This window comes from Pseudomonas sp. A-1 (assembly GCF_004801855.1).
GTDB lineage: Bacteria > Pseudomonadota > Gammaproteobacteria > Pseudomonadales > Pseudomonadaceae > Geopseudomonas.
In genome coordinates this window covers 1-26,568 of record NZ_SSTC01000028.1, presented here as the reverse complement: position 1 = coordinate 26,568, position 26,568 = coordinate 1, and the positions used below count along the sequence as shown (strand labels likewise).

At 62.2% G+C, this 26,568-nt stretch carries 25 protein-coding genes; 12 read left to right on the top strand and 13 right to left on the bottom strand.

The window, feature by feature from the left end; translation table 11 throughout:
- The first annotated feature begins 41 nt into the window (after positions 1–41).
- Entirely contained in the window at positions 42–3,239 is a 3,198-nt protein-coding gene (locus tag E5198_RS08545) for a type I restriction endonuclease subunit R (protein ID WP_136489576.1), read from the top strand.
- 536 nt (positions 3,240–3,775) lie between these two features.
- Here the strand turns inward: E5198_RS08545 and E5198_RS08540 are convergent.
- On the bottom strand, positions 3,776–4,168 hold the full coding sequence (locus tag E5198_RS08540) for a hypothetical protein (protein ID WP_218569047.1): 393 nt from the start codon (positions 4,166–4,168) through the stop codon (positions 3,776–3,778).
- 261 nt (positions 4,169–4,429) lie between these two features.
- Here E5198_RS08540 and E5198_RS08535 point away from each other — a divergent pair, with 261 nt between their 5' ends.
- On the top strand, positions 4,430–4,774 hold the full coding sequence (locus E5198_RS08535) for a helix-turn-helix domain-containing protein (protein WP_136489575.1): 345 nt from the start codon (positions 4,430–4,432) through the stop codon (positions 4,772–4,774).
- Here E5198_RS08535 and E5198_RS08530 read toward each other — a convergent pair.
- The 6 genes from E5198_RS08530 to E5198_RS08505 form a co-directional block, all read right to left on the bottom strand.
- On the bottom strand, positions 4,748–5,074 hold the full coding sequence (locus E5198_RS08530) for a hypothetical protein (protein ID WP_136489574.1): 327 nt from the start codon (positions 5,072–5,074) through the stop codon (positions 4,748–4,750). The genes E5198_RS08535 and E5198_RS08530 overlap by 27 nt on opposite strands.
- A gap of 22 nt (positions 5,075–5,096) precedes the next feature.
- Positions 5,097–5,594 carry a DNA repair protein RadC gene (radC, locus tag E5198_RS08525; RefSeq protein ID WP_136489573.1) on the bottom strand — a complete coding sequence of 166 codons (498 nt, stop codon included), beginning with the start codon at positions 5,592–5,594 and terminating at the stop codon, positions 5,097–5,099.
- Between the two features lie 30 nt (positions 5,595–5,624).
- Entirely contained in the window at positions 5,625–6,548 is a 924-nt protein-coding gene (locus tag E5198_RS08520; RefSeq protein WP_136489572.1) for a hydrolase or metal-binding protein, read from the bottom strand.
- An 81-nt stretch (positions 6,549–6,629) separates the two neighbouring features.
- Positions 6,630–7,634 carry a YqaJ viral recombinase family protein gene (locus tag E5198_RS08515; protein ID WP_136489571.1) on the bottom strand — a complete coding sequence of 335 codons (1,005 nt, stop codon included), beginning with the start codon at positions 7,632–7,634 and terminating at the stop codon, positions 6,630–6,632.
- 96 nt (positions 7,635–7,730) lie between these two features.
- Positions 7,731–8,699 carry a DUF932 domain-containing protein gene (locus tag E5198_RS08510; protein ID WP_136489570.1) on the bottom strand — a complete coding sequence of 323 codons (969 nt, stop codon included), beginning with the start codon at positions 8,697–8,699 and terminating at the stop codon, positions 7,731–7,733.
- 102 nt (positions 8,700–8,801) lie between these two features.
- Positions 8,802–9,080 carry a hypothetical protein gene (locus E5198_RS08505; RefSeq protein ID WP_178084053.1) on the bottom strand — a complete coding sequence of 93 codons (279 nt, stop codon included), beginning with the start codon at positions 9,078–9,080 and terminating at the stop codon, positions 8,802–8,804.
- Between the two features lie 504 nt (positions 9,081–9,584).
- Between E5198_RS08505 and E5198_RS08500 the strand changes: the two genes are divergently transcribed.
- From E5198_RS08500 to E5198_RS08490, 3 genes are read left to right on the top strand one after another with little or no spacing between them, the layout of a single operon-like run.
- Complete coding sequence (locus E5198_RS08500; RefSeq protein WP_256659013.1) at positions 9,585–10,802, top strand: ABC-three component system protein; 1,218 nt, start codon at positions 9,585–9,587, stop codon at positions 10,800–10,802.
- A 4-nt stretch (positions 10,803–10,806) separates the two neighbouring features.
- On the top strand, positions 10,807–11,292 hold the full coding sequence (locus tag E5198_RS08495) for a three component ABC system middle component (RefSeq protein ID WP_136489568.1): 486 nt from the start codon (positions 10,807–10,809) through the stop codon (positions 11,290–11,292).
- A complete protein-coding gene (locus tag E5198_RS08490) occupies positions 11,289–13,229 on the top strand; it encodes a DUF3732 domain-containing protein (protein WP_136489567.1) in 1,941 nt (646 codons plus the stop codon). The genes E5198_RS08495 and E5198_RS08490 overlap by 4 nt, the downstream gene beginning before the upstream one ends.
- 257 nt (positions 13,230–13,486) lie before the next feature.
- Here E5198_RS08490 and E5198_RS08485 read toward each other — a convergent pair whose 3' ends face one another.
- The 3 genes from E5198_RS08485 to E5198_RS21975 form a co-directional block, all read right to left on the bottom strand.
- Positions 13,487–16,993 (bottom strand): DEAD/DEAH box helicase, encoded by a 3,507-nt coding sequence (locus E5198_RS08485; RefSeq protein WP_136489566.1) that lies wholly within the window; start codon positions 16,991–16,993, stop codon positions 13,487–13,489.
- Complete coding sequence (locus E5198_RS08480; protein ID WP_136489565.1) at positions 16,977–17,756, bottom strand: Hachiman antiphage defense system protein HamA; 780 nt, start codon at positions 17,754–17,756, stop codon at positions 16,977–16,979. Before E5198_RS08480 ends, E5198_RS08485 begins: the two co-directional genes overlap by 17 nt.
- A 224-nt stretch (positions 17,757–17,980) precedes the next feature.
- Positions 17,981–18,151 (bottom strand): leucine zipper domain-containing protein, encoded by a 171-nt coding sequence (locus E5198_RS21975; RefSeq protein WP_372239871.1) that lies wholly within the window; start codon positions 18,149–18,151, stop codon positions 17,981–17,983.
- Between the two features lie 236 nt (positions 18,152–18,387).
- Between E5198_RS21975 and E5198_RS08470 the strand changes: the two genes are divergently transcribed.
- From E5198_RS08470 to trpC, 4 genes are all read left to right on the top strand, one after another.
- Positions 18,388–18,753 (top strand): histone-like nucleoid-structuring protein, MvaT/MvaU family, encoded by a 366-nt coding sequence (locus E5198_RS08470; protein ID WP_136489564.1) that lies wholly within the window; start codon positions 18,388–18,390, stop codon positions 18,751–18,753.
- Between the two features lie 227 nt (positions 18,754–18,980).
- Positions 18,981–19,574: an aminodeoxychorismate/anthranilate synthase component II gene (locus tag E5198_RS08465; RefSeq protein WP_136489563.1), complete on the top strand. Its 594-nt coding sequence runs from the start codon at positions 18,981–18,983 to the stop codon at positions 19,572–19,574.
- On the top strand, positions 19,574–20,620 hold the full coding sequence (gene trpD / locus E5198_RS08460) for an anthranilate phosphoribosyltransferase (RefSeq protein ID WP_136489562.1): 1,047 nt from the start codon (positions 19,574–19,576) through the stop codon (positions 20,618–20,620). Before E5198_RS08465 ends, trpD begins: the two co-directional genes overlap by 1 nt.
- Complete coding sequence (gene trpC / locus E5198_RS08455) at positions 20,617–21,420, top strand: indole-3-glycerol phosphate synthase TrpC (RefSeq protein WP_136489561.1); 804 nt, start codon at positions 20,617–20,619, stop codon at positions 21,418–21,420. Before trpD ends, trpC begins: the two co-directional genes overlap by 4 nt.
- 63 nt (positions 21,421–21,483) lie before the next feature.
- On the opposite strand, the gene crp is transcribed toward trpC, so the two are convergent.
- Positions 21,484–22,128, bottom strand: a complete 645-nt coding sequence (gene crp, locus E5198_RS08450; RefSeq protein ID WP_136489560.1) for a cAMP-activated global transcriptional regulator CRP — start codon at positions 22,126–22,128, stop codon at positions 21,484–21,486.
- A gap of 222 nt (positions 22,129–22,350) precedes the next feature.
- Between crp and E5198_RS08445 the strand changes: the two genes are divergently transcribed.
- Positions 22,351–22,776, top strand: coding sequence for an OsmC family protein (locus tag E5198_RS08445; RefSeq protein WP_136489559.1), 426 nt, complete (start codon positions 22,351–22,353; stop codon positions 22,774–22,776).
- A 234-nt stretch (positions 22,777–23,010) separates the two neighbouring features.
- A complete protein-coding gene (speD, locus tag E5198_RS08440; RefSeq protein ID WP_136489558.1) occupies positions 23,011–23,805 on the top strand; it encodes an adenosylmethionine decarboxylase in 795 nt (264 codons plus the stop codon).
- A 63-nt stretch (positions 23,806–23,868) separates the two neighbouring features.
- Here speD and coq7 read toward each other — a convergent pair whose 3' ends face one another.
- Both coq7 and E5198_RS08430 read right to left on the bottom strand, forming a co-directional pair.
- Positions 23,869–24,516 carry a 2-polyprenyl-3-methyl-6-methoxy-1,4-benzoquinone monooxygenase gene (coq7, locus tag E5198_RS08435; RefSeq protein WP_136489557.1) on the bottom strand — a complete coding sequence of 216 codons (648 nt, stop codon included), beginning with the start codon at positions 24,514–24,516 and terminating at the stop codon, positions 23,869–23,871.
- Positions 24,517–24,598: 82 nt separating this feature from the next.
- Positions 24,599–24,937 carry a histidine triad nucleotide-binding protein gene (locus E5198_RS08430; RefSeq protein WP_136489556.1) on the bottom strand — a complete coding sequence of 113 codons (339 nt, stop codon included), beginning with the start codon at positions 24,935–24,937 and terminating at the stop codon, positions 24,599–24,601.
- Positions 24,938–25,014: 77 nt separating this feature from the next.
- On the opposite strand from E5198_RS08430, the gene E5198_RS08425 reads away from it, so the two are divergent.
- Positions 25,015–26,496, top strand: a complete 1,482-nt coding sequence (locus E5198_RS08425; RefSeq protein ID WP_136489555.1) for an AAA family ATPase — start codon at positions 25,015–25,017, stop codon at positions 26,494–26,496.
- Positions 26,497–26,568 lie beyond the last annotated feature (72 nt).

Genomic DNA, 26,568 nt, shown 5'->3' with positions numbered 1-26,568 from the left:
TTCCCCTTCGCGACGAAGGTTGGCAAGCCAAGGACTGCTGCATGAGCCACATCCACCACGAATGCGAACTGGAACGCTACATCGTCGAGCAGCTGGCGGCTGCCGGCTGGCTGGTGGGCAAGTCGGCTGACTACGATGCTGCGCGGGCTGTGTTTCCCGCCGATGTGCTGGGCTGGCTGGACGAGACGCAGCCGCAGGCGATGGCCAAGCTGCGGGCAATGAATGGTGCCGGCACCGAGGCGGTGATCCTCGATCGGCTGGTCAAGCAGCTGGAGAACAAGGCCACGGGGGGCACGGTCAACGTGCTGCGCTACGGTTTTGCCGTGGCAGGTGGTGGCACCCTGGCGATGAGTCAGGCGCTGCCGGAGGATGAGCGCAACGAGACGGTGATCGCGCGCTATGCCGCCAATCGGCTGCGGGTGGTGCCGCAGCTGCGCTATTCGCTGGACAAGGCCGATGAGATTGATCTGGCGTTCTTCATCAATGGCATCGCGGTGGCGACGGTAGAGCTGAAGACCGATTTCACCCAGTCGGTCGAGGCGGCCATGCAGCAGTACCGCATGGATCGCCCGCCGCAGCGCAAGAGCGGCGGGCTGGAGCCGCTGCTGGCCTTCAGGCGCGGGGCAGTGGTGCATTTCGCCATGAGCGACAGCGACATTCGCATGGCTACCAAGCTGGCCGGCGATTCGACCTTCTTCCTGCCGTTCAATCGTGGCAACGATGGCGCAGCCGGCAATCCGCCTGCCGAGGATGGCGGCTACCCGGTCAGCTACTTCTGGGAGCGCGTGCTGCAGAAGGACAACTGGCTGCACATCTTCCATCGCTTCGTGCTGCTGGAGCGCAAGGAAGTCCAGGATGCCAGCGGCAAGACCTCCTACAAGGAAGCGCTGATCTTCCCGCGCTTCCACCAGTGGGAGGGCGTGACGCGGATGATCGACGCGGTGCGCGTCGAGGGTGTCGGCCAGCCCTACCTGATCCAGCACAGCGCCGGTTCCGGCAAGACCAATACCATCGCCTGGACCGCGCACTCGCTGATCCGCGTGCGCCGCCCGGACGGCGAGCCGTACTTCCATAGTGTGATCGTGGTGACCGACCGTCAGGTACTGGACCAGCAGTTGCAGGACGCCATCCAGCAGATCGAGCACCAGGCCGGGGTTGTGTGCGCCATCGACCGCCAGCAGTCGAGCAAGCCGAAGAGCCAGCAACTGTCCGAGGCGATGCTGGCCGGTGTGCCGATCATCGTCTGCACCCTGCAGACCTTCCCCTATGCGCAGAAGGCCATTCTCAGTGAGCAGAGCCTGCGCCATCGTCGCTTCGCCATCATCATCGACGAGGCGCACAGCTCCACGGGGGGCAGCACCGCGGACGATCTGCGTTATGTGCTGACCGGTCAGAGCGAGGAGGAGTGGAAGAAGCTGAGCAAGGACGAGCGTCTGTCGGTCTGGCAGTCCTCGCGCAGCCGTCCGAACAATGCCAGCTACTTCGCCTTCACTGCGACACCCAAGCACTCGACCCTGAGCCTGTTCGGTCGCCCGCGCAACCCGGCGCTGCCTGCAGGCAAGGACAACCTGCCGACGCCGTTCCACCTCTACACCATGCAGCAGGCCATCGAAGAGGGTTTCATCCTCGACGTGCTGAGGAACTACGCCAGCTATCAGGTGGCCTTCAAGATCGGCAGCGAGTTCGTCGACGACAAGCGCGTGGACGAGAAGAGCGCCAAGCGCGCGCTGGCCAAATGGCTGTCGCTCAATCCGGTGAACGTCGGCCAGAAGGTCGAGCTGATTGTCGAGCACTTCCGCAAGAACGTCGCGCATCTGCTCGGCGGTCAGGCCAAGGCCATGGTCGTCACCGGCTCGCGGGCTGCGGCGGTGAAGTACCACTTGGCGCTGCAGGACTACTGCAAACGTAAGAGGTACGCCAACGTGCAGGCCATGGTGGCATTCTCTGGCGAGGTGCTGAACTACGACAAGGACACCAAGACCCTGCTGGACGGGAAGTCTCCCGAGGATCACCAGTTCAGCGAGAGCAACCTCAACCCCGGCCTGAACGGACGCGACATGCGCAAGGTGTTCGACACGCCCGAGTACCGGGTGATGATCGTCGCCAACAAGTACCAGACCGGCTTCGATCAGCCCAAGCTGGTGGCTATGTATCTGGACAAGAAGATTTCCGGCGTGGAAGCGGTGCAGACCCTTTCGCGGCTGAATCGCACCTTCCCTGGCAAGGACAAGACCTACGTCATCGACTTCGCCAACGAGGCGGAGGAGATCCTCGCGGCGTTCAAGACCTTCTACCGCGATGCCAAGGTGGCAGATATCCAGGACCCGAACATCGTCTACGACATCAAGCAGCGTCTGGATGGCATGTTCATCTACGACCAGGCCGAGGTCGACGCCTTCGGTGAGGCCATCGTCGACAAGGACGTGACCCACCAGAAGCTCTATGGCTTGACCCAGGCGGCGACCGACCGTTTCAACGGCAAGCTGAAGATCCTCAACGATGCCATCGACCTTTGGGAGAAGGAGTGGGAACAAGCGAGTGATGCCGGTGACGACGCGGCCATGAAGTACGCCGAAGCTCAGCGCAGCGAGTACTGCAAGAAACGCGACGAGTTGATGATCTTCAGCGAGAGCCTGTCCAAGTTCGTGCGCAGCTATGAGTACATCGCCCAGCTGGTGGAGTTTGGCGATCCCGATCTGGAGGCCTTCGCCAGTTACGCGCGGCTGCTGCGCAAGCGCCTGAAGGGAATCACTGCCGAGCAGGTGGATCTGGGCGATCTCAAGCTCAGCCACTACAAGATCAAGAAGGACGGCGGGCTGGTCGGTGTCGACGTGCAGGCCGAGGTGCCGGGTCTGTACGGCATGAACGACAACGGCCAGCGCGAAGCCCGCGACCGCGAAAAAAAATATCTCTCCGACCTGATCGAGAGACTCAACAACGCCTTCGGCAAGGAAATCACCGACACCGACCAGGTGGCCTTTGCCGTCCACGTTTCCGAGAAGCTGCGCGCCGACGATCTGGTGATGGCTCAGGTGCAGAACAATCCCATGGATCAGGCGATGAAGGCCGATCTGCCGATCAAGGCGATCAAGGCCATTGCCGGAGCGATGAGCAGCCACCAGGCCATGGCCACCAAGCTGCTCAGCGACGAGGCGACGCGGGATGTGTTCCTGACTGTGGTGTATGAGCTGCTGAAGAAGGATGCGGGAGCGGAGTTGCTGGGGACTGCCCGTTTGTGAGTCAGGCGGGGCCACTGCAGGTGTCGCCGTGCTGCCCTGTAGCTAGATGGATTTGGACGGAATGGGCGGTAATCCCGGCATTTTCGTCCAAAAAATGTCCATAAAAGGCAGGGCGGCCGGCGAGATGGGCGATGCCCTACAGCCATCCAGCGATGTGGGCGGTACTGCCGCGAAAAAAGAACGTCCGGCTGACGTGACCAGCGTAAGCAGCCTTTGAGCTGCTTACGCTGGTCTATGCTGCTCCATCAGCTCGCTGGACTTAGCGGCCGCGACAGGCCAGGGCCGCATTCGCGAGATGCTGGAGCACTGGGTCGGTTGGCATGGTCGTGGGAGAGGACAGCCTCTCCAGCTCCGTCGCCTCGTACTTATCCGTGAACTTGTCATACACGCAACTGCAGACAGACTTCACTCCACCGGTTTGAATGCAGCCGCTTATGAACTCCCCTTTGATTCTTGAGTTCTCATCACTGCAGCCCTGCAGCAGTGTCATCAGGGCTCCCAGTGCGATTGGAGCTTTATATCGCATGGCCTCTCCCTTATTTCAGCATCAGACTTACGCCTACGAGAGAGCCGATGAGCAGTCCGATAACCTGAGGGCCGAGCGCCCAGAAGATTTTGATCCAGACGAGCTGCAGGATGCCTCCGCTGGTGAAGACTGCATCAGGGTGTGCAAAGCGTCGGATGGCATCACCGATCATCGCCCCACCCCAGCCAAGGGCAGAGCCGGCGACTACGGCCATACATTTGGCGAAGAAGCCAGCCCCCAGCACGATGGCCGAGTTATTGAAGACGATTATGAAAATGGAAAGGGCCAGCGCAGCGACACCCCAGCCGATGGTGGCCGGTTTGAGGGGTAGATCGTGATTTTCGGCCAGGTCATTCTGCTCCGAATCCGAGGTGCGCAAATTTTTTCGGTCGAGTTCGCTCATGGAGTGTTCTCCTGAAATTAGAGGGGGTAGGCACAGCAATACTCAGCGCATGCCAGGGGCGCTGTTGGAGGGGGTGTTGATTGGCAGCCCTGCCAGGCGGCGGGCGCTGATGCCGAGACCAGGCGGGGCGGGTGCATGACATTCCCTATCAATGTGGTGGCTTTAGGCTGGACATCAACCTTTTAAGTTGATTCTCGACCTCTCGTGTTCTTCATGTCAATGAGGCGAAGCCCAACCATCCAGGTTGAGATGGAGGGCAACATGACGGGTGTCGATCAGAAGCAGTTGGCCGCGCTGGTGGGGCGGGCAATTTCTAGGCAACGGTTGCATTGCGGGTTGACTCAGGAGGAGGTGGCTGAGCGGCTGGGGATCGGTACTGAGGCGGTCTCGCGGATCGAGCGTGGCGTCGTGATCCCGAACATCGCCCGTCTTCTGGAGATGGCCGAGATTTTCGGTTGTGGCGCTGCCGAGTTGCTGGGGGAGGTCAGCCCGCTGGCCGATGACCAGGCACGGCGAGTCAGCCGGTTGCTTGAGCCGCTGGCCCAGTCCGACCAGCGGCTGGTCCTCGATCTGGTGGAGTCACTGGCTACCCGGTTGCGTGTCTGAGGCTGCCCCCGAAGGCGTATCGAAGCGCGCGCCACAGCGCAGGCAGAGGCAATCGAAACCGCCGAACTGATAGCGCTCCACATCCGCGATGAATGACTGCACGTCTGGATGGATGTGTGCAGCCGCACCCATCGCATTGCCCAGGCTGTGCAGTAGCCATTGCGCTGGCTCCCTCTCGGACTGCAGGGTTTTCCAGGCTTGCATGAACTCGCGCAAAGCACTGATGGCCAGCACGATGGTGCGCGCCGCCTGCCGGTCAATGACTGCCGAGGACTCACAGATCAGGCACTGAGTCTCCATGTCAGATCTCTCCTGGGCGCCGTTACAGATACCCCAGCTCAGCCAGTGACACGCAGCCTTCCGTACCGACCACGATGTGATCGAGGATGCGCACGCTCACCAGGTTCAGCGCGTCTTTGAGCTTGTAGGTCAGGTGGCGGTCGGCATTGCTCGGCTCCGGATCGCCCGATGGGTGGTTGTGCACCAGGATGACCGCCGCGGCATTGTGCTCCAGGGTCAGTTTGACCACTTCCCGCGGGTAGACGCTGGCTCCGTCCAGGGTGCCGCGGAACAGTTCGTGGAAGCCGATCACCCGATGCCGGGTATCGAGCAGCAGCAGGGCGAATACCTCGTGCGGGTAGTCTTGCAGCAGGGTTTGCAGGTGGGCGAACACGCTCTGCGGATCAGACAGCGGACGGCCTTTGGCCAGGCGTTTGCGTGCCAGTTGCTGGGCCATGTGCAGGATGTCGGCCTCGGTGACCGGCGACTCCATGACGTAGGTGCCGGGCACTTCTCCGGCTCTGAGCTTATGGAATTTCATGGTTTGGTTCCTCGAATCGATTCTGTGGAGTCAGTGCGCTTCGGCTGAGGGGGATTGGCGTTGCATCTGTGTCTCCAGACGCTCGGCCAGGCCCGGCTTGCCGGCTGGGGCAGTGGTTGCGGGAGTGACGTGCTGCCGGCCGGATTCCTCTTCGGTCGCCGGAAAGAACTCCTCGACGATGGCCCCGGTGTCTTCCTCGCTGTCCTCGAAGGCGCCGTTGGCGAAGCCTTGCCGGGCTGCCTGATCCAGCGCGGCCTGGTCGAAGCCTGCGTTGCGCCGGGCCTCATCGAGCTGGCGGGCCTGCTCCAGTGCTTCTTCCAGCGTCAGGCCACTACGTACCGTGATGTCGACGTAGAAGATCGGCGTGCCATGGCTCTGCCGGGTGGACTTGCCGCGCAGGCGCAGCTCCAGTGGTAGGCAGGCCAGCCTGTTGCCGGAGATCGCCTGCAGGTACTGCAACCGGGCCGCCAGGGTGCGGATGCTGTTGAAGCCGGTGGTGCGGAACACGAAGCTGCCGAGCGGATCGTCGTCGCCGATGGCCACGTTGAGCCGTCCGTAGGGCTTGCAGGCGTTGCCCTTGGCCAGCGGGCAGGCATCCGGTGAGGGGCACGGCAGTGATTGCAGCCCCTCGCTGGTCTGGCGGCGGCAGGTTTCGCCATTGCCGACGCACAGCGGCCGTCCGGTGTTGCGGTCGAACAGGCTGTAGTCGGCGCGGAAGTTCAGATCCGGCTCGTTGAACAGCAGACGGATCGGGATGCTGCGGATCTTGCCGCCCTGCTCCTTGCGCAGCGCTTCGTCGAAGGGGTGCAGCAGCCAGCCGTCGCGGACCTGCACCTGGGAGGTGATTGTGAACTGGTCGTCCTTCTCCGGCAGGCGCTTGCCGTTCTTCTCGACGACCTTGCCGATGGAAATCCGTCCGAGTACCGGCGGGGTGATTGCCAGGCCCTTGAGCATGGGGGTTCTCCTTGAGCTGAAAACAGAAAAGCCACCCAGGCCGCGAGGGCCGGGTGGCTCGTTGAAAGGGAGGTTCGGTGTTTAGGTGATCAGGAAGCGGCGACTGCCGGGCTTGGTCAGCGCGTACTGCTGCTGTAGCTCGGGGTGATCCTGTAGCAGTCGCTTGATGTCCAGGCCGACGCTGTCCTTGGCCTTCTTCCAGGTGACGCTGCCACCCTCGAAGACTGCCCGGGTGGCGTTGCCCATGGCCTGCTGCAGGGTCTGCTTGAGCTCGGCCTCGCGCTGCTCGTGAACGCTCAGCAGCTCACGCACCGCCTTCAGTTCGGCAAAGGTGGCCGACAGGTGCTCGTCGTGGCTGAAGTCCAGGCTCTGGCCGCTGTCCTCTGGGAACAGGCAGCGCAGCGCCTGCTCGGCTGATTCGCTGCCATCGGCCGGTGGTGGGATGTCGTCGATGACGTATTGCCAGAACTGCTGTTCCAGACGCATCAGCCGGGCGATGAGGAAATCGTCGCGCTCGATGCGGTGAATCTCGACGTGCTGACCTCCGAGCAGCACCGCCACATCGGCAGCCTGCTTGCCGGTTACCGCCAGCTGGTGCATCACCTGCAGCTGCACATACTCGGGCACGCCCTCCTTCCAGAGGCGTGCCCCGTTTATGCCGGCGGTCTTGCATTCGAGGATCTGCACGTCATCCGCGCCGATCACCTCCCGGTCGATGTTGGCCAGCATCCAGCTGAATTCGGGATCAGGGTGCTGCAGGACGGCATTCACCCGCCGCACCCGGTTGCCGCTGCGCTTGGTGTAGTGCGCAGCGACGATCGGCTCGAGGATGTTGCCCCAGTAGGCCGGGCTTTCCTCGTCGTGCGGGTCGGCCTTGGGCAGCGCAGCATCCCGGCCGGTCTTCTCCATCCACAGCTCCAACTGGGACTTGTAGGGGCTCAGGCCCACGGCAGCCGCAGCATCCGAGCTGCCGATGCCACGCTTGCGCACGGCCAGCCATTCCTCACGGGGCATGGTCTTGGTCTTGACCAGGCGCAGCGCCGGCCGGGGCTTGCTCTGGGTGGTACGGGATTGGATTTGTTCCATGGTGCATTCCTCCAGACGCAAGAACGCCCGGCCAACCGAAGCTGATCGGGCGCTCTCGCAAGGGGTGTGAAAGGGAGTGAGGTGGATGAAGCCGGCTCAGGCCACCAGCCGCAGCGCGGTATCCAGGGCCTTCTGCTTGAGCTGGGCACCCTGGCCGAACCAGGCCGAGTCCATGCGGTACTCGTTGCTGCGTGCCCGCCGCTCGTGATCGACGTACTCGGTGACCGCATTGAGCAGTCCCCAGGCCGTGCCCTGTGCGGATTCCAGGTTGGCCCCACGACCAGCGCCGCCATACAGGCTCTCGACCCGCTTGAGCGCCCGCTCGTTGGGCAGTGCTTCCGGCACGGCGCTGTTGGGCTGGATGTCGCAGAGCACGTCGAGGAAGAAATTTTTCGCCTCGTGCGGCCGGATCTTACGCTCGGCCAGATGCTTCATCCGGTACATGAACTCGTCCCAGCCGGACACCGCGATGCCCAGCTGCCGCTTCACCGCCTGCGCATCGAAGCGGGTGTTGTGCGGCACCTTGATGGCCTGCGGGGCGCCGTCGAGGGCGATGCTCAGGGTGTTGTTGCAGACCACCCGGATGGTGGTCGGGGTCGCCGTGGTGGCCAGGGTGCCGTCGCAGGACGTGGCCAGCAGCAGGTAGCCGTTGACCTGGTCGTTGCCCTTGAGTGCCGAACCCTGTCCGGTACGGGCCAGCGCCCAGAACTTGCGGCCGCCCTTGAGCACGCCCGCCGTTTCCAGCTCGTAGCCGGAGACCTCGGTCAGGTCGCGGTAGAACTCCAGCACGTCGCGGGGCTGGACGATCTGGTAGCGGTTGGAGACCACTGACAACGCCGCCTTGGTGTCCGAGCGATACAGCACCTTCTGTTCGGGAAAGGCATGGATGGTGCCCAAGTGCCCCTGGGTGTCAGCCATGAAGCGGACGGGGCTTTCCAGGATCTGCCAGTCCATACCGGCTTCACGCTGCCAGACTTCCAGCGGCTGATGTGGCGACAGCTCGCTGCCGAGACCGTGCCAAGGGGCTTGGCCGACGTAGGCCATTTGTTCGATGAGATGGGCCATGGTGAGATTCCTTGAGACGCAGGACGGCATAGAGGCTGCGCCGTGCGCAGCCTCTGCCAGGGAGTGGATGAGCAATGGGGGAGAAAGGAGCTGGAGCGCAGATCAGATCGGCAGGTTGAAGCGATGCCCGCACTCCAGGCAGAGGTTGTTGGCCAGCACATGGCGATCCAGTTTCTCGCCCAGCTGCGCGCCGAGCGCACAACCACCGGCACCACCGGCCAGGCCTCCGAGGATGGCACCGGCGACAGTACCGAGCGTGATGCCAATCGGGCCGGCTACAAGGGCAACTGCTACAGCGGCACCGACCTGACTGCCGGTCAGAGCCACACTGGCACCGCGAGCTGCGCCTCCGGCGGCGCCAATGGCGGCACCGATCTTCATAGCTGTACGCAGCGAGGCGATCTTGGGGGAGCTGCAGAGAGGACACTGCAAGGACATGACGTAGATCTCCGTGAGAGGGATGTCATGGCAGTGATGTGTGACTGAGATTTTTTTGAGTAACTCACTAATGGGGTATCTTGACGAGTTAGATTTCCGTTCTGGGGGTAACGAGAGACCGCAATAGCCGACAGCTGCCGCTCGGCAGCTGTCGGCTATTAACACCCTTCACGATTGAGGACCATTATAGCCATTATGTAGCTTTGGTTCTTAAAGCAACCATTCGAGGCTAAGAGCAATTACGCCGGTCTTGTGCTAGATACAAGAGCCGTGCTTCTTTCGAAAAGGTAGTGATGGGTTTGGAAAAACAGTTTGGCAGCTCTCTGCGCTACTGTTGTCATTCGACAACAAGTGATAGACAGTGCCTATATTGCCGCCAATGGCGGCATTCTGTTACCATTTTCACGGTAGGAATGTGGATAAAGTTCGGCGAGGGAGGCGTTGGGAGTGGTGACGGAGAATATTAATTCAAGCGCTATTCATGAAGCGACGGCCGCTGCCCTCGGATTTTATTTTCAGAGCCAGTTTGCGCTACTGACACTTATCTCGCAGACGGCCGGCGAGGCTGCCGTAGCGGTCGAGCGCTTGGACGATGTGGAGCTAAAGGTCGATGGGCAGCAGTTGCTTTATCAGCTCAAGCATTCTATTCAAGGTAGTCCTCCCGTTGTAACTCTGGCATCTGTGGCATTCTGGAAGACTATCAAGGTCTGGATCGACGCTCTACCTCTTGTTTCCCTTGCGGATACCACATTCCACCTCGTTTCAGTTGGGAAGGTGCCCATCGATTCACCGCTAGCTGCGTTATGCGATCCAGGTGGTGATCGCGAGGTGTTACTGGAGGCGATGGAGAAGGAAGCTGATCGCGTGGCTACTGAACGAGCCAGTGCAAAGTCAGCGGGCGCTAAGCTCCCGCATGCTGCCAGAGCGCCAGGGTGCGATGCTTTTCTCGCACTTGACCATTCCACCCGCCTGAACCTGTTGCGCCGAGTAGTCATTAAGCAGGACAGCGCGAACATTGGGCAAATACCTGATGAGGTGGCCAAGCGGTTACATCTCATTCCTCGCTCGCAACGCTTGCAGGCAGCGAATCGCCTGCTGCAATGGTGGGACTTACAAGTCGTATTCAGTTTGTGTGGTAAGCGTGAGCGAGTAATCCAGCGAAGCGAAATGGAACAGCAGATATCCTCAATTATCGCCGATCTGGAGAACGGGACACTGGTGGCAGAATTTTCAGGGCTCTCGCAACCAGAGGATTACGAGCCGGATGGAATGCTGACTCGTCAAATTGCGCTTGTTAAGGGAAGGCCTTCGGATATCGTAAAGGCTATTCGATCACAATGGCGGGCGAAGGAGCAGCGATCAAGTTGGATTGTTAATAATCCGCAAATGCACTCGAAAATCGCGAGCTACGACAGGCTACTCATTGAGCACTGGTCTGATCGTCATACCCATATGGTAGAGGATTGTGCAGATCTTGAGTCGTCCCAAGTAGAGGCAAAGGGACTAGAGCTTCTGCGCTGGACTCATGATCTTGCGCCGATTCAAGTCGAACCCATCGCCCACGGCTGGAGTGCTCATTATTACGTACAAGGCACTTACCAAGTGCTTGCAATAGACCGCCATGTGGGCTGGCACGCAGACTACTTGAAGCTTCTCCAGGATTAGAATCATGGAAATTGCTCACGATATTTTTGCAGAAACTAATCCGGCTTATTGCGCTTCTCTGTTGGCTGCATTCGTCCGAGCTTACCAAGCCAGAAGTGGATTAGAACCAGACATCACCTTATGCTACGCCGCCCTGCCTTTAGCATTGTCCGGAGACTTGGCAAAAACATTCGGACGAACTAGTCGCAAGACAGGTTTGTTGGAGTGGCTGCGTCGCAGTCCTGTAATTCAGATACGCCTTGCTGATCGGGTTAATGAGTCATTGGAAATCGTGACCGAAGCTATCAGGTTTGGCTGTTTTAGCAATCTGATTGAGATTAATATCGATGGCAGAGTGGCTCTTTGTTCCTCGCATGTGCTTAGGCATCTCAATGCGCATCTTTCGCAGGAGATGCAGGAAATTTTTGACAATATAGACCGCCTTGGTCATTGGTTTGCCTTGGCGGGATCAACAAGGACGGTATTCAACATGATGGGGCTTGAGCTATGAGCCGCTGGAATATTTCAAGCATCTTCTTCCTTGGTGAGGGCGGTCGCGTCCGTATCCTCAAATTGAAGCTCGGTGAGGTGAACATCTTCACTGGAGCGTCGGGAACCGGTAAATCGACGCTGATCAAGGCTATTGACTACTGCTTGGGATCGAAGGTATGTGAGCTTGCAGCTCATGTAAAACGCCACAGTATTGCTGTGGGCGTAAAGTGGGTGCTGGGTGATGCGCAGATGATCACAGGTCGAGTAATTCCGCCTGTTGGGCAAGACACTAGTACCAAAATGTTTGTCAGCAGCGGGCGCAATCTGACAATCCCAAGGTCGTTGAGTGAGTTTGAAGGTGCGACAACCCTTCAGGCGGGAAAATCCTATATCGAGCGAGCGTTTGGGATCGGCGGAGTAGTAAGCGCTTCGGATGAAAACGCCGCCCGTAAATGGCGCCCGACTGTGCGCCATGCAACGGCTTACATGTTTGTCCCAAAAGATGTTATATATAATGAGACTGCTCTGCTTCATGGCTTGGATCAGCCCGATGAGGCCCCGGCCATTATTGAAACGATGCCTTACTTTCTTGGGGTAATCTCTCAAGACACCGTGATTCAAGAGCGGCGGCTACGTGACCTTCGCAAGCGACTTGATCGGGAGGAGCGTCAGCTCCGGGTGCGCCAGGCTGAAGGTAGCGATTATAAAAAGCATGCAATGCGCTTGCTGATGGATGCCCATCGTTGCGGCCTGTGCGACCTTCCACCCAACGATGCTTTAGAATCTGATCTTCATAAAGCGCTGCTGAGACTCAAACGGCTGAAGATCGGTAGAGGGACGTCTCCGAATGAGAGCGAACTTTCTAACCTTCATACACAGCGTCGCAGCCTGCTCAGTGATATCGAAAAGGCTCGGCGCAGCTTGCGAGCGACACAAGCTGCGCTCCAGGAAATGTCGGGATTCGAAGGGGCGGTACGGCGCCAGTATGAGAAGCTGAAAATTGCAGAGCATCTTCAGCCAGTGGCCCACACATGCCCCTTGTGTGATACGCCTAGTGAGCGCGGGATCGCTGTCGCCAAAGCCATTCGCCAATCAATGGAAATCGTTCGCTCTGAAGGTGTAGCGGTTGAGAATGTACGACCTCGCCTTGTGGATCATGAGGACTCACTGCAGTTGGAGATTACAAGGCTCAACGAAAAGCTCAAGGGCGTCGATGAGCGCATAAAAACCTGGATCAGGCAGAGCGGCGAAGCCAAGGAAATGGATGAGCTTGCGCAGTATCAAGCGTACTTGATGGGTAAAGTTTCACAGTTCTTGGAGATGAATCCGGAAACACCGCTCCCCGGTCCTGATTTGGAAGTCCTGCGTGGGCAGATTCAGGAGTTGGAGGGGCTCATCGATAACGATGCTAAACAAGTTCTGCTTACGCGTGCAGAACGAAAAGTTTCGCAATATCTGTCAGAGGCATTTGCTTCGCTACCCACGGTCGCACCGTGCGTTGAGGCTGATTTAGAGTTCTCCTCAAAGCCGCCGGATATCGCGATTATAGAGAGGGATTCTGGAGCTGTATTGCGGTTACCCGATGCTGGGTCGGATGAAAACTATCTGGCTCTCCACATTGCGTTATCCTTCGCCTTACAGAAACACCTCGGGAAAATCAATGCACCGGTACCTGCCTTTCTCGCATTCGATCAGATCAGCCGGCCTTACTACCCTCAGCGCGGGGAAGACGAGGCGAGCATTGGAGAGAATGAGGAGGTCTTGGCAATGCGTCGGCACCTAGACTTCTTGTTCAACGCTACCGCGGATCAAAAAGATCTGCAGGTTCTGCTGATTGAGCATGCGTATTTCGGCGATGATCCCCGATATGTAGGGGCTACTCGTATGAGGTGGAACAAGCTCTCTGGGGATGCTCTGATCCCTCTGGACTGGCCGAAGAGAAAGAGCAGCTTATGAGGAGGTCTGGCATGAAGTGGCCAGTCCTCCTGGGGCTTTGTTCAGGTGCAAGCTAGTAAGGTCTAGGCTCTGTACGAAAAGTATCTGCGCTCGGTTATGCTGCGTTGAAAAGCGGCGAGGAATGCTCATTTACGATCAGTAAACTCCGCTTCCTCGCCGCTTTTCGCCTTGCCTGACCTTCGCTCGGCTGACTTTTCGTTCAGGCCTTAAGGCCTTGAGCTTGCTTCAACCTATTTAAGCCCAGTAGAAATGATAGATCATGCTGGCAAATCGTCAGGCCCCAAATACTCTATGTCGATCATGCTGACGTCTTGATCCACCTTGGCGCGCACCAGCCCTGCTCGTGCGATATTTAGCAGGGCCTGTACCGTACCCAGTGGCGTGCCGTCTGCGGAAAGCACATGTGGCTGACCGGCCCACTCGTGGATCTGAACGGGAGTGCCTGGCGGCGGTGGGGTGCCGAGCCATGCCACGGCCGCCCGATATCGGCGGCCAGTCCAGGTATGGTTTTCGCGCGGGATGAAACTCTGCATGAACTCGGTCCACATCGCCTTTGTATCGGCTGTCGGCCAATCGGGCAGGGAGCTCCAGACGGCGATGGTTGCTGAGGTAAGCCAGTGCTGAAGCGCCCGGCTCGTTTGAAATGTTGCCCCCGTGTCGGTGACTGCCTTGATGGCGGCGAGCCTCGAATTGAAGCCTGCTTGGATGAGGATTGAGGCCGAGCGATTCAGCGTCCCGGTTTCAACGGCGGCCACGGCCATGCCAAGTTCGTAGTCGTCGAGCAGGACGCCGTCGATGGTATCTCCATTGGCAGCAGCGCGAACACGTATGGCCTCCATTGCCCAAGGCAGACGATAGACAAGTCCCCCTTCAATGAACTGCAGTGTTTCCGACTCTTGACCGGCAGCGATGGCGGCAAGAGGCTGGCCGAGAAGCCAGGTGCGCAGGATGTCGCGCCAGTTGGCGGGCATGGGGTCGGGCCTGAAGGGATAGAAGGCGAAGACGCGCTCGGCGATGCTCGTGATCGCATCGATCGCTACCTCGGCCTCCCCCTTGAGAATGCCATCATTAGCCAGCACCAGGAGAAGATTGGCTTCCGTAGCGATAGCATCGAGTGCGTGCCCGGTCGTCAACCCGACACCGGCGAGGAAATAGCCTCGTCGACGCGCCGCCGTCGACTGACTCCAGATGTGCCGGCTACGCGAAACGAGCCCTGCCTTGAGGACCTGTTGCGCCTCTTCACTCCGCCGGAGCAGGCGACGGTGCCAGAGTGAGGACTGAAGGATGTCATCCAGTGCGGTTTCAATCCCATCGTCCGGGATATCGTTCTCGCCGATGAGGCTGAGGATCGCCGTGTCGAGCGTCGCGACGTGCTGCTCCCAGTTGCTCAGGGCTCGCTCGCGGTCCTCCGGCGTCTCATTCGCGACCTCGGGGAAGGTCCACGCTGTTGCGTTGTTGACGACATACTCAATGAGCTGGTTCAGGTCGCCGCCGATGCGGGCGTGCATGCGGGAGAGCAGCTCTATGACTAGCTGCACCAGCCCGCTCTCCATATTGCGCGTGCCGAGATCGTTGATGAGGGCTTCCCAGTTGCGCCGCCTCTTCGCGACATCGTCGAACATGGGAAAGAGAACGATGCCTTCCACGTCTACATAGGCACGTCCGGCTCGTCCTATAACGTTCTTGAACTCGGAGGTCTCGATCCGTTCGCCGTGGCGATGGAGCGAGTGCATGACCACGGCTGTAGCCGACAGGTTGAGGCCCTGCGCGAGCGTCGGCGACGAGATGGTGACCTTGAGGACGTTGTCACGTAGCAGGCGCTCGACCTCCTTGCGATAGGCAGTTGGCAGGGCGCCATGATGCAATGCGACCCCGAGGCGCAGGCATTTGAGGATGGCGCTGTCCGGCCCAAGCCATTCCTCTCCGAGCGCGATCGCGGTGTTGAGGACAAGAGGGTCGGCCTCGAGCAGCGAACGAAGCGCCCCTCGCTCATGGAGATCCACGATTACGCCTGCGAAGGGCTCGACGCTACGCCGCTCCGGGCAGAAGATGAGGACAGTCTGCCCATCCTCGACCAGCCGCCAGGCCGTCGCGAGGCAGAGCTCGCGCTGATCGCAGGGGAATAGCTTGGTTCGACGACGCTTTGGTGGCACCCAGTTCGGGGGCACGGCCCCCACGAGAAATCGCTGGACCCACGGCCGCTCGTCGCCAACGCGCAGGTTCAGACGCGCGCTGAGCGATGACCAGACAACCTCGCCGAACCGCAGCCGCGTGGGGCGCCAGTCATGCTTGATTAGGCCACCTGGGTGATCCCGCCGCAGCCATCCGGCGAAGTCGTCAAGCTGGTCACCATCGGGCAAGATCGCTGAGAGGCACACGATCCGCCGCTGGTGCGCGTCCGGACGACGAAGCAATCGCTGGATCTGCACCTCGTAGCGAACCTCGCGCTCGCTGAGGCCGATCATGTGACCTTCGTCGAAGACGAGCAAGCCGACGTCATCGAGGAGGGACGAATCGTTGCGGAGCGCGAAGTCGAGCTTCTCCGGTGTCGCGACAACGATGTCACGCTCTCGGATCGCGTTTTTATCGAAGCCGCTTACCCCGATGCTGCCGTAGAGCGCCGAGATTGTCTTCCCCAGAGGACCGAAGGTCCTCTGCAGGGTCGTCTCGGTCTGCGCCGACAGCGCGCGCAGTGGTGTAATGAAGACCACCCGCTTGCCGCCAGCCAGGCAGCGTAAGATGCACAGTTCGGCAATGCGTGTCTTGCCGGCGCTGGTGGGCAGCGAAACCACAAGATCATCGGATTGGTCGGCTGCGCGAGTTGCCGCTTCGATCTGGGACGGCCACAGGTCTACTTCGGCCTTCGGGCGTCGTTGCAGCAGTGCGATGAATAGCTCGCGAAGCCGGGGCCAGTCGGCCGCTTCGCCACCAGCCGGTTGGAGCGGTACCCTCTCGTGGAAGGTGTTCGACCAGAGGTCCGACAAGAGGTGGACCGCCATGCGATGCGACCACCATTGCGGCAGTATGTTCAGTTCGCTGCAGATGGAGAGACCTGTCCGAAGCCGCTCCAGCGCCTGGTCGAGTAGTGTCTGTTCGCCGCGTTCCAGCGCGAGAAGGAACAGGGACATGGCCGCCATGAAGGCATCGTTCAGCGCCGTGTCGAGGCTGTCGAAAAGGAACTCGTCGCCGTCATCGGTCAAGTCCACCGCCTCGGCATGGTCAAGTTTGGTCTGGATGTCGGCCGCTATTCGGGCATCGCTGCCTTCGCCGGAAGCTCGATATTCGAGCACGTTGGCGCGAAGGGCGCTGAAGTTTCGCCGCATCAACAGGGCGAGTACCTGTTCCGTAGGCGTGAAATTTTCGTCTGCTTCGACAATCGCGAGCAGCGAATAGGCGCGGGCGGAGAGATGGGCAAGATGATAGCTCGCCGCCGCCATGATGAAGTGAAAGTCGCGTTCGACCTCCTGGGGATTACCCTTGGCGATCACGGCCTCTAGGGCTGTGGCGGCCTGCTCGAAGGCAGTGCGGGCCAGCGCCGCGTCTCCACCGATCTCTCGTAGGCGAAGGCCGAGCCCGAGAAGGGCGTAAGCATAGGAGTGCAGGTCGTAGCTGAGCTGCGGCGCAAAGACCGGCGCGTCAGGCGGAAGCTCGCCGTCGCGCCAGATGATCGCGCGCGCTTGGCCGCGCGCGATGAGACGACTGCGAAAGCCGGCCGTCGCTGCTTCTGCGATATCGGCTGCGATTGCTTCAGGCGTTGTTGGCATCGTCGATCACTCGATCATAGACCTCGCCGATGAAGTCGGCGTGTTCCTCTACATGCAGACCAACCCCCCACTGATTGATTGGTCCCGAGTAGGCTTGGATAGAAGCGGTTAGCAGGGGAGCCGGCGCGTTGCCAGAAAAGGTGAAAAGCAGATGTTGGACGTTCTGAGCCGGGATCCCGTGCTTGAGCAGTGCATCATCGATTGCGTCGGCGAGCGGCAAATTACCCAGTTCAACAAGGCGCGCCGAGATGAAGGACAACGCGTGGGGGGACGGCAGGCCACCATCCTTGTCTAGGCCGGCCCGTGCTTCGACGAGGACTTGATTGGTCAGCCTGGCGCGGCTCTTCGCCTCCGTCTTCAGGAACTGTAGGTTCTGGGTTTGAGTGTCTTGGCGGATGCCGATCACGTCGTCGCCGCGCATCGCCATGTTGCGATGGTCTTTCCAGCGTAGGCGCTTGATCGGAGCGCGATAGCCGCCGCTATGGGAGTCGATCCATTCCGTTGCGTAGATCTCGCCAAGATCACCGGAGCGTATCGCCTTGGTTGTGGGAAGCTTGCTCTGAATCAGCGTAGCTGCGGCCGGCTTGCCGAGACGAGTGAGCGCGCGCGCTACATGCTCCTCCGAAGCATAATGCCCTGCAACGACGGCGGCCGTTGCTTGGATCCCCGTCGGAAGGTTGACGGCCTGACAGGTTATCACTCGGTGGCGGTTGTTCCCAACCGGCTCGTTGGTCCAGCGGCACCAATCGTTGAACTGCACCACGCTTTTCTTCCCTGTCAATGTAGAAATAACTCGCGGACGCAAACGGAGGGCGATCCCGCCTCGGTAGAGGGGCGAGCCCTGCGTATAAGGACGTGGGTGATCCTCTCTTAAAGTTTCTGGACAACGCAACTGCGTTGTAAAGTTTAAGCGGCCTTTCAGTGGCGCTCTGTAAAGTAACTGCCGATAGGCCTTTCGAGAGCGGCGCAGCTCAATCAGTTGCTCGATCAGGAAGTCTGCCGTGGCGTGGAGGCATGAGTGCGGGCGTGACGAGCGATCAAGCCCGCTTCCTCTTCCTCACGAAAGCACCTGAGCCACTTGTAGGCTGTACGGAGACTGATACCAGCGGCTTGCGCCGCTTCCTTGGCCCGCAGCCCATTGAGTATGCGCTGTACCAAAAGGGCTCGACCTCAAGGGGTAATACGGGCATGTTTATGCAGGCTAATCCGGGGCTCTTGGAGGGCTGTGTTGCTCGCACTTCCAGAATTCTGAGAATGCTCCGGATGAACAACCTACTGAGAGATCACAGCTAGCGAGTTCGGCATCAGCCGTGCCACCCTCCACGAATACCTGCGTGTCGGCTAGTAGTCGGCCACATCCGATTTGATTCCGTTACAAAATGAAAGGAGATGACATGTCCAAACTGGCCGAGTTCCGCCGCGCCGAGCGTGAGCTGCAGAAACAGATGGCTCTCTTGGAGCAACTGCAGGCCGACGCCAGCCTGCAGCGCGAAATGGAGTTCGAGGAGAGGCTGAAGGCGCTGATGGACGAGTACGGCATCGACCTAGCGGAGGTGGTCGCCATCCTCAATCCGCAGTCGGTCGAGCTTGAGCCGGTTGCTCCTGCTGCTGTGAAGCAGCGTCGTCCCCGCCAGGTGAAGGTCTACGTGCAACCGGTCACCGGCAAGCGCATCGAGACCAAGAGCTTGAACCATGCACTGCTGAAGGAGTGGAAAGCGGAGTTCGGGGCTGATGTTGTTGAGGGGTGGCTGCAGGCTTGAGTTCTACGCAGTGACGGTGTCCCGCCGGGCGGTGAGTGCATGCCCTTCAGTGGCACCAGAGCGGGCATTTCTGCTGCGACGCGATACATGCGAGAATCCAAGGCTTTAGTGCGGGCGCTTCACGATCGTCGACGCAGGGGTATCCAGAGAAAAAGCGGGTATCCAAGCGGGTATCAAGCCTGCGATTCAGGCGAAAAGCCTAGCAAAATCAGGAGGTTAAGCCGCTTATGCTGCTGATGATCGACAACTACGACTCCTTCACCTTCAACCTGGTGCAGTACTTCGGCGAGCTGGGCGCCGAGGTCAAGGTGGTGCGCAACGACGAGCTGAGCGTGGAGCAGATCCGCGCGCTGAATCCCGAGCGCATCGTGGTCTCCCCCGGCCCCTGCACCCCCAACGAGGCCGGCGTGTCGCTGGCGGTGATCCGCGAGTTCGCCGGCCGGCTGCCGCTGCTCGGCGTCTGCCTGGGTCACCAGAGCATCGGCCAGGCGTTCGGCGGCGAGGTGGTGCGCGCCCGCGTGGCCATGCACGGCAAGACCAGCCCGGTGTTCCACAAGGACCAGGGCGTGTTCGAAGGCCTGGCCAATCCGCTCACCGTGACCCGCTACCACTCGCTGGTGGTGCGCCGCGAGAGCCTGCCGGACTGCCTGGAGATCACCGCCTGGACCCAGTTCGAGGACGGCAGCGTCGACGAGATCATGGGCCTGCGCCACCGGACGCTGAACGTCGAGGGCGTGCAGTTCCACCCCGAATCGATCCTCACCCAGCAGGGCCACGAGCTGCTGGCCAATTTCCTCAAGCAGAGCGGAGGCGTGCGCTGATGGACATCAAGGAAGCCCTCAACCGGGTGGTCAACCAGCTGGACCTGTCCACCGCCGAGATGCAGGACGTGATGCGCCTGATCATGACCGGCCAGTGCACCGACGCGCAGATCGGCGCCTTCCTGATGGGCCTGCGCATGAAGAGCGAGACCATCGACGAGATCGTCGGCGCCGTGCAGGTGATGCGCGAGCTGGCCGCGCCGGTGACCATCGACGCCGAGCGGCTGGTCGACACCTGCGGCACCGGCGGCGACGGCATGAACATCTTCAACGTCTCCTCGGCGGCCGCCTTCGTGGTCGCCGCCGCCGGCGGCAAGGTGGCCAAGCACGGCAACCGCGCGGTGTCCGGCAAGAGCGGCAGCGCCGACCTGCTGGAGGCGGCGGGCATCTACCTGGACCTGAGCCCCGAGCAGGTGGCGCGCTGCATCGAGACGGTGGGGGTGGGCTTCATGTTCGCCCCGGCCCACCACGGCGCCATGCGCCACGCCGCCGCGGCGCGCCGCGAGCTGGGCCTGCGCACCATCTTCAACATGCTCGGCCCGCTGGCCAACCCGGCCGGCGTGCGCCACCAGGTGCTCGGCGTGTTCACCAAGGCCCTGTGCCGGCCGCTGGCCGAGGTGCTGCAGCGCCTCGGCAGCCAGCACGTGCTGGTGGTGCATGCCCAGGATGGCCTCGACGAGGTCAGCCTGGCCGCGCCGACCCATGTCGCCGAGCTCAAGGACGGGGTGATCAGCGAGTACCTGATCCAGCCGGAGGACTTCGGCATCAGGAGCCAGAGCCTGATCGGTCTCAACGTCGAGGGCGCGGCGCAGTCGCTGGAGCTGATCCGCGACGCGCTCGGCCGGCGCCGCACCGAGGCGGGGCAGAAGGCCGCCGACATGATCATCCTCAACGCCGGCGCGGCGCTGTACGCCGCCGATCACGCCACCAGCCTCAAGGAAGGCGTGCAGCTGGCCCACGACGCCCTGCACACCGGCCTGGCCCGCGAGAAGATGGACGAGCTGGCGTCGTTCACCAACGTGTTCAAAGTGGAGAACCAGGCATGAGCGTACCGACCGTGCTGGAAAGGATCGTCGCCCGCAAGGTCGAGGAAGTCGCCGAGGCCCGTGCCCAGGTCAGCCTGGCCGAGCAGGAGGCGCGCGCACGCGAGGCCTCCGCGCCGCGCGGCTTCGCCCGCGCCCTGCAGCAGCAGGCGGCGCAGCGCCGGCCTGCGGTGATCGCCGAGGTGAAGAAGGCCTCGCCGAGCAAGGGGGTGATTCGCGCCGACTTCGACCCGGCGCAGATCGCCGCCAGCTACCAGGCCGGCGGCGCCACCTGCCTGTCGGTGCTCACCGACGTGGACTTCTTCCAGGGCGCCAACGCCTACCTGCAGCAGGCGCGCGCCGCCTGCGCGCTGCCGGTGATCCGCAAGGATTTCCTGATCGATCCCTACCAGGTGATCGAGGCGCGCGCCATCGGCGCCGACTGCGTGCTGCTGATCGCCGCCTGCCTGGACGACGTGCAGCTGGTCGAGCTGGCCCAGGTGGCCAGGGAGCAGAACCTGGACGTGCTGGTCGAGGTGCACGACGGCGCGGAGCTGGAGCGCGCCCTCACGCATCTGGATACCCCGCTGCTCGGCATCAACAACCGCAACCTGCACAGCTTCGAGGTCAGCCTGCAGACCACCCTGGAGCTGCTGCCGCGCATTCCGGCCGACCGCCTGGTGGTCACCGAGAGCGGCATCCTCGCCCGCGCCGACGTCGAGCTGATGGAGCGCCACGACGTCTGGAGCTTCCTGGTCGGCGAGGCGTTCATGCGCGCGCCCGAGCCGGGCGAGGAGCTGCGCCGGCTGTTCTTCCCGGGCTGACCCGTCGCGCGCAATGCAAAAGGCCGTCCCTGGGGACGGCCTTTTCGTTCGGGGCGGATGGCTTCAGCGGGTGCCGAACACCACCATGGTCTTGCCCTTGACGCTGACCAGGCCCTGCTCCTCGAGGGACTTGAGCACGCGGCCGACCATCTCGCGCGAGCAGCCGACGATGCGGCCGATTTCCTGGCGGGTGATCTTGATCTGCATGCCGTCGGGGTGGGTCATGGCGTCGGGCTGCTTGCACAGCTCGAGCAGGGTGCGCGCCACCCGGCCGGTGACGTCGAGGAAGGCCAGGTCGCCGACCTTGCGGGTGGTCTTGCGCAGGCGGTCGGCCAGCTGGCTGCCGAGGGTGTAGAGGATCTCCGGGTCCTGCTGGGTCAGCTCGCGGAACTTGGCGTAGCTGATCTCGGCCACCTCGCACTCGGTCTTGGCGCGTACCCAGGCGCTACGCTCCTGCTCGTGGCCTTCGCGGTCGAACAGGCCCATCTCGCCGAAGAAGTCGCCGGGGTTGAGGTAGGCGATGATCATCTCGCGACCGTCGTCGTCCTCGATGAGGATGGTCACCGAGCCCTTGATGATGAAGAACAGGGTTTCGCAGCGGTCGCCCGCATAGATGATGGTGCTCTTGGCGGTGTAGCGGCGGCGGTGACAGTGCGCCAGCAGCTTGTCGAGGTTCTTGAGCTTTGGTGTAAGGCTGATTGCAACCATGCCCGGTCCCTAAAGGTGGAAGAATGAGCCCGAAGGTGCCGGGCCGTATCTGGATCCGTTATTCCGATCAGCGAGTGTGCCAGCATTACGCCTGCAGCTTAACAGCCGGCGCCCCGACAATAACCGAAAATTGCGTTGCCTATCACACAGACTCGACGAAAGAGCCGCACCCTGGGGCTATGGTAGACTGTCGCCCTTTTATCCGAGCACGGAGTCAGGCTGATGAAAGCACGCATCCAGTGGGCCGGCGAGGCCATGTTCCTTGGCGAGTCGGGCAGCGGCCATGTGGTGGTGATGGACGGCCCGCCCGAGCACGGTGGGCGCAACCTGGGCGTGCGACCGATGGAGATGCTGCTGCTCGGCCTCGGCGGCTGCAGCAGCTTCGACGTGGTCAGCATCCTCAAGAAGTCGCGCCAGGCGGTGGAGAGCTGCGAGGCCTTCCTCGAGGCCGAGCGTGCCGAGAGCGAGCCGAAGGTGTTCACCAGGATCCACCTGCGCTTCGTGGTCAAGGGCCGCGGCCTCAAGGAGGCCCAGGTCAAGCGCGCGGTCGAGCTGTCGGCGGAGAAGTACTGCTCGGCGTCGATCATGCTGGAGCGCGGCGGGGTGGAGATCAGCCACGGCTACGAGATCGTCGAGCTGGGCGCCTGAGCCGTCCGGCCACAATCTGCCGGCAGGCTCTAGGCGAGCGAGCCTGCCATCTGCATAATGTCGCGCTTATTTTTTTAGAGGCGCCGCGTGATCCCGATGGATGGCGCGGCGCCTTCTTTATAGCCACCGCCTTGGCGAAGAGGTGCAAGCCGTCCTACGCAGCTGCCGCGTGCCGCTGACGGGCATGCCATAACCGCGGCAACGCCGCATACACCTGGGGAGTTACCGACGGTGATGAAAAGCAAACTCAAGCTCCATGGGTTCAACAACCTGACCAAGACCTTGAGCTTCAACATCTACGACATCTGCTACGCCGAGACGCCGGAAGACCAGCAGGCCTACGTCCAGTACATCGACGAGGTCTACGATGCCGAGCGCCTGACGCAGATCCTCACCGATGTGGTCGAGATCATCGGCGCCAACATCCTCAACATCGCCCGCCAGGACTACGATCCGCAGGGCGCCAGCGTGACCATCCTGATCTCCGAGCAGCCGGTGGAGCCCACCGACAGTCAGATCGAGGAGTCGCCGGGTCCGCTCAAGGAAACCATCCTGGCCCACCTGGACAAGAGCCACATCACGGTGCACACCTATCCGGAGATCCATCCGGTGGAAGGCATCGCCACCTTCCGTGTCGACATCGACGTGTCGACCTGCGGGGTGATCTCGCCGCTGAAGGCGCTCAACTACCTGATCCACTCGTTCGACTCGGACATCGTCACCGTCGACTACCGCGTGCGCGGCTTCACCCGCGACGTGGAGGGCAGGAAGCACTTCATCGACCACGAGATCAACTCGATCCAGAAGTACCTCTCCGACGACACCAAGGAGGCGTACCAGATGACCGACGTCAACGTGTACCAGGAGAACCTGTTCCACACCAAGATGCTGCTCAAGGACTTCGATCTGGACAACTACCTGTTCGGCGACGCTACCAACAACCTCTCCGCCGAGCAGCGCGCCCAGGTTGAAGAGCGCGTGCGTCACGAGATGCTGGAGATCTTCTACGGCCGCAACATGCCGCACTGAGATCGCCGCGCAGCAGCAGAAAGGGCACCCTCGGGTGCCCTTTCGCGTTTTTGGCTTACGGCTTCAGAGGCGGTAGGTAGCCTTGGTCATCACCCTGGACAGCAGGGTCATGCCGGCCTTGACCGGCGCCGGGAAGCGCAGGCCGCCGGCATCCAGCGCGGTGGTGGCGTGCTGCAGCTCGTCCACGCGCATCTGCTCGAGGATGGCCTGCGAGCGCGCATCGCCCGGCGGCAGCTGGGCCAGGTGCTCGTCGAGGTGCTTGACCACCTGGTCCTCGGTGGCGGCGACGAAGCCCAGGCTGACCCGGTCGCTGACCAGCCCGGCGGCGGCGCCGATGCCGAACGACAGGCCGTAGAACAGCGGGTTGAGCAGGCTGGGCCGGCCGCCCAGTTCGCGGATGCGCTGCTCGCACCAGGCCAGGTGGTCGATCTCCTCGTCGGCGGCCTGCTCCATGGCCTGGCGCACCTGCGGCAGTTTCGCGGTCAGCGCCTGGCCCTGGTAGAGCGCCTGGGCGCACACCTCGCCGGTGTGGTTGATGCGCATCAGGCCGCAGACGTGCTTGGCCTCGGCCTCGTTGAGCTCGACCTCGTCCTTGTTCCGGGCGGGCGAGGGGCGGCCCGGCTGGCCGCTGAACGGCAGCAGGGTGCGCAGGGCGGCGTCGGCCTGCTGCAGCAGGCGATCGGCCGGGGAGTAGTGGCGTTGGCTGGTCATGGCGACCTCCGGCAATGGCGACGGCGGCAAGTCTGGCGCAAGCCGGTACGGGCGGGCTTGCGCGGGATCAGGGGGCGTGCGATCAGCCCGGCGGCCAGTGCATCTGGCGCTGGCCGAGCACGTGCATGTGGATGTGGTAGACGGTCTGGCCGCCCTGCTCGTTGCAGTTCATCACCACGCGGAAGCCTTCCTCGCAGCCCTGCTCGCGGGCCAGACGCTGGGCGGTGTGGACGATGTGGCCGAGCAGCGCCTTGTCCTCTTCGCCGATATCGTGAAGGGTGGCTATGTGCTTTTTCGGAATCACGAGAAAATGCACCGGCGCCTGCGGAGCGATGTCGTGGAAGGCGACCACCTGGTCGTCCTCGTAGAGCTTGCGCGCCGGAATGTCGCCGTTGACGATCTTGCAGAACAGGCAGTCCACAGGCGTCTCTCCATTGGTTGCGGATGGGCCGATTTTACCGGCTGCGCCCGCCGCCGCCCACCCCACAAGGAGTCCGTGTGAAGAACGATATCCATGACCTGGGCCTGGTGCTCGACTCGCGCGTGCGCCTGATCGTCGTCGAGTCCTGGGACGAACCGCGCGTGCTGGAAACCCTCAGCGGCCTGGCGGTCCGCCGCGGCCTCGGGCTGTACCTGTGGTCGGTCACCGAGGGCGTGCAGCGTCTGGGCTTCGGCGGCGAGCCGCTCGGCGAGGGCGACAGCCGCGAGCCGGAGGTGGCGCTGCGCCTGGTCAAGGCCGATCCGCACGCCAACCTCTACGTGTTCTGCGACCTGCATCCGTTCCTCGGCGACAACCCGCGCCTGGTGCGCCTGCTCAAGGAGGTGGCGATGGCCGCCGGGCAGCCGGGGCCGACCCTGGTGCTGGTCTCCCATGCGCTCAAGCTGCCGGCCGAGCTGCAGCGCCTGGCGGCACGCTTCAGCCTGGCGCTGCCCGGCGAGGACGAGCTGCTGGCCATCGTCCGCGAGGAAGCGCAGCGCTGGAGCGAGCGCAACCAGGGCGCGCGGGTACGTACCGACAACCGCACCCTGCAGCAGCTGGTGAAGAACCTGCGCGGCCTGGCCCATGCCGAGGCGCGCCTCTTGGCGCGCAACGTGATCTGCAACGACGGCGCCATCACCCAGGACGATCTGCCCGAGCTCAATCGTGCGCGTTTCCAGCTGCTGGACATGGACGGCGTGCTCGGCTTCGAGTACGAGACCGCGCGTTTCGCCGACGTCGGCGGCCTGGACAACCTCAAGCGCTGGCTGGGCGAGCGCCGCGATGCCTTCTTCGCTGCCGCAGCGGCCGACCGGCCGCGCGGCGTGCTGCTGGTCGGCGTGCAGGGCGGCGGCAAGAGCCTGGCGGCCAAGGCGGTGGCCGGGCTGTGGGGCCTGCCGCTGCTGCGCCTGGACTTCGCCTGCCTGTACAACAAGTACTTCGGCGAAACCGAACGCAACCTGCGCGAGGCGCTGAAGATGGCCGAGCAGATGGCGCCCTGCGTGCTGTGGATGGACGAGATCGAGAAGGGGCTGGCCAGCGGCGAGCACGACGGCGGGGTCAGCCAGCGGGTGCTCGGCACCCTGCTGACCTGGATGGCCGAGCGCAGGGCGCCGGTGTTCCTGGTCGCCACCGCCAACGCCATCCACCGGCTGCCGCCGGAGCTGGTGCGCAAGGGGCGCTTCGACGAGCTGTTCTTCGTCGACCTGCCCGCTGAGGCGGCGCGCGCCGAGATCTTCCGTATCCACCTGGCGCGCCGCGAGCTGGCGCCGGAGCAGTTCGACCTGGCGCTGCTGGCCGCGGCCAGCACGGGCTTTTCCGGGGCGGAGATCGAGCAGGCGGTGGTCAGCGCCCTGTATGCGGCGCAGGCCCGGCAGTGTGCGGTGGATCAGGCGCTGCTGCTCGCCACCCTGCAGCAGACCGCGCCGCTGTCGGTGGTGATGGCCGAGGAGCTGGCGGCGCTGCGCGCCTGGGCCGCCGAGCGCACGGTGCGTGCCGACTAGGTGTGCAGTCCCAGGAAGTCATGGTGCATTCTTGAACCCTCACCAGGAGGATGCGCTATGGCAACAGGTCTT

What these genes read in the sequence shown, in the direction of transcription:
- crp (WP_136489560.1), bottom strand. Translation starts at nt 22,128, where the DNA reads ATGGTTGCAATCAGCCTTACACCAAAGCTCAAGAACCTCGACAAGCTG.
- E5198_RS08445 (WP_136489559.1), top strand. Translation starts at nt 22,351, where the DNA reads ATGAAAGCACGCATCCAGTGGGCCGGCGAGGCCATGTTCCTTGGCGAG.
- E5198_RS08470 (WP_136489564.1), top strand. Translation starts at nt 18,388, where the DNA reads ATGTCCAAACTGGCCGAGTTCCGCCGCGCCGAGCGTGAGCTGCAGAAA.
- trpC (WP_136489561.1), top strand. Translation starts at nt 20,617, where the DNA reads ATGAGCGTACCGACCGTGCTGGAAAGGATCGTCGCCCGCAAGGTCGAG.
- E5198_RS08535 (WP_136489575.1), top strand. Translation starts at nt 4,430, where the DNA reads ATGACGGGTGTCGATCAGAAGCAGTTGGCCGCGCTGGTGGGGCGGGCA.
- E5198_RS08530 (WP_136489574.1), bottom strand. Translation starts at nt 5,074, where the DNA reads ATGGAGACTCAGTGCCTGATCTGTGAGTCCTCGGCAGTCATTGACCGG.
- radC (WP_136489573.1), bottom strand. Translation starts at nt 5,594, where the DNA reads ATGAAATTCCATAAGCTCAGAGCCGGAGAAGTGCCCGGCACCTACGTC.
- E5198_RS08495 (WP_136489568.1), top strand. Translation starts at nt 10,807, where the DNA reads ATGGAAATTGCTCACGATATTTTTGCAGAAACTAATCCGGCTTATTGC.
- E5198_RS08505 (WP_178084053.1), bottom strand. Translation starts at nt 9,080, where the DNA reads ATGAAGATCGGTGCCGCCATTGGCGCCGCCGGAGGCGCAGCTCGCGGT.
- coq7 (WP_136489557.1), bottom strand. Translation starts at nt 24,516, where the DNA reads ATGACCAGCCAACGCCACTACTCCCCGGCCGATCGCCTGCTGCAGCAG.
- E5198_RS08465 (WP_136489563.1), top strand. Translation starts at nt 18,981, where the DNA reads ATGCTGCTGATGATCGACAACTACGACTCCTTCACCTTCAACCTGGTG.
- speD (WP_136489558.1), top strand. Translation starts at nt 23,011, where the DNA reads ATGAAAAGCAAACTCAAGCTCCATGGGTTCAACAACCTGACCAAGACC.
- E5198_RS08520 (WP_136489572.1), bottom strand. Translation starts at nt 6,548, where the DNA reads ATGCTCAAGGGCCTGGCAATCACCCCGCCGGTACTCGGACGGATTTCC.
- E5198_RS08485 (WP_136489566.1), bottom strand. Translation starts at nt 16,993, where the DNA reads ATGCCAACAACGCCTGAAGCAATCGCAGCCGATATCGCAGAAGCAGCG.
- E5198_RS08510 (WP_136489570.1), bottom strand. Translation starts at nt 8,699, where the DNA reads ATGGCCCATCTCATCGAACAAATGGCCTACGTCGGCCAAGCCCCTTGG.
- E5198_RS08515 (WP_136489571.1), bottom strand. Translation starts at nt 7,634, where the DNA reads ATGGAACAAATCCAATCCCGTACCACCCAGAGCAAGCCCCGGCCGGCG.
- E5198_RS08540 (WP_218569047.1), bottom strand. Translation starts at nt 4,168, where the DNA reads ATGAGCGAACTCGACCGAAAAAATTTGCGCACCTCGGATTCGGAGCAG.
- E5198_RS08545 (WP_136489576.1), top strand. Translation starts at nt 42, where the DNA reads ATGAGCCACATCCACCACGAATGCGAACTGGAACGCTACATCGTCGAG.
- trpD (WP_136489562.1), top strand. Translation starts at nt 19,574, where the DNA reads ATGGACATCAAGGAAGCCCTCAACCGGGTGGTCAACCAGCTGGACCTG.
- E5198_RS08490 (WP_136489567.1), top strand. Translation starts at nt 11,289, where the DNA reads ATGAGCCGCTGGAATATTTCAAGCATCTTCTTCCTTGGTGAGGGCGGT.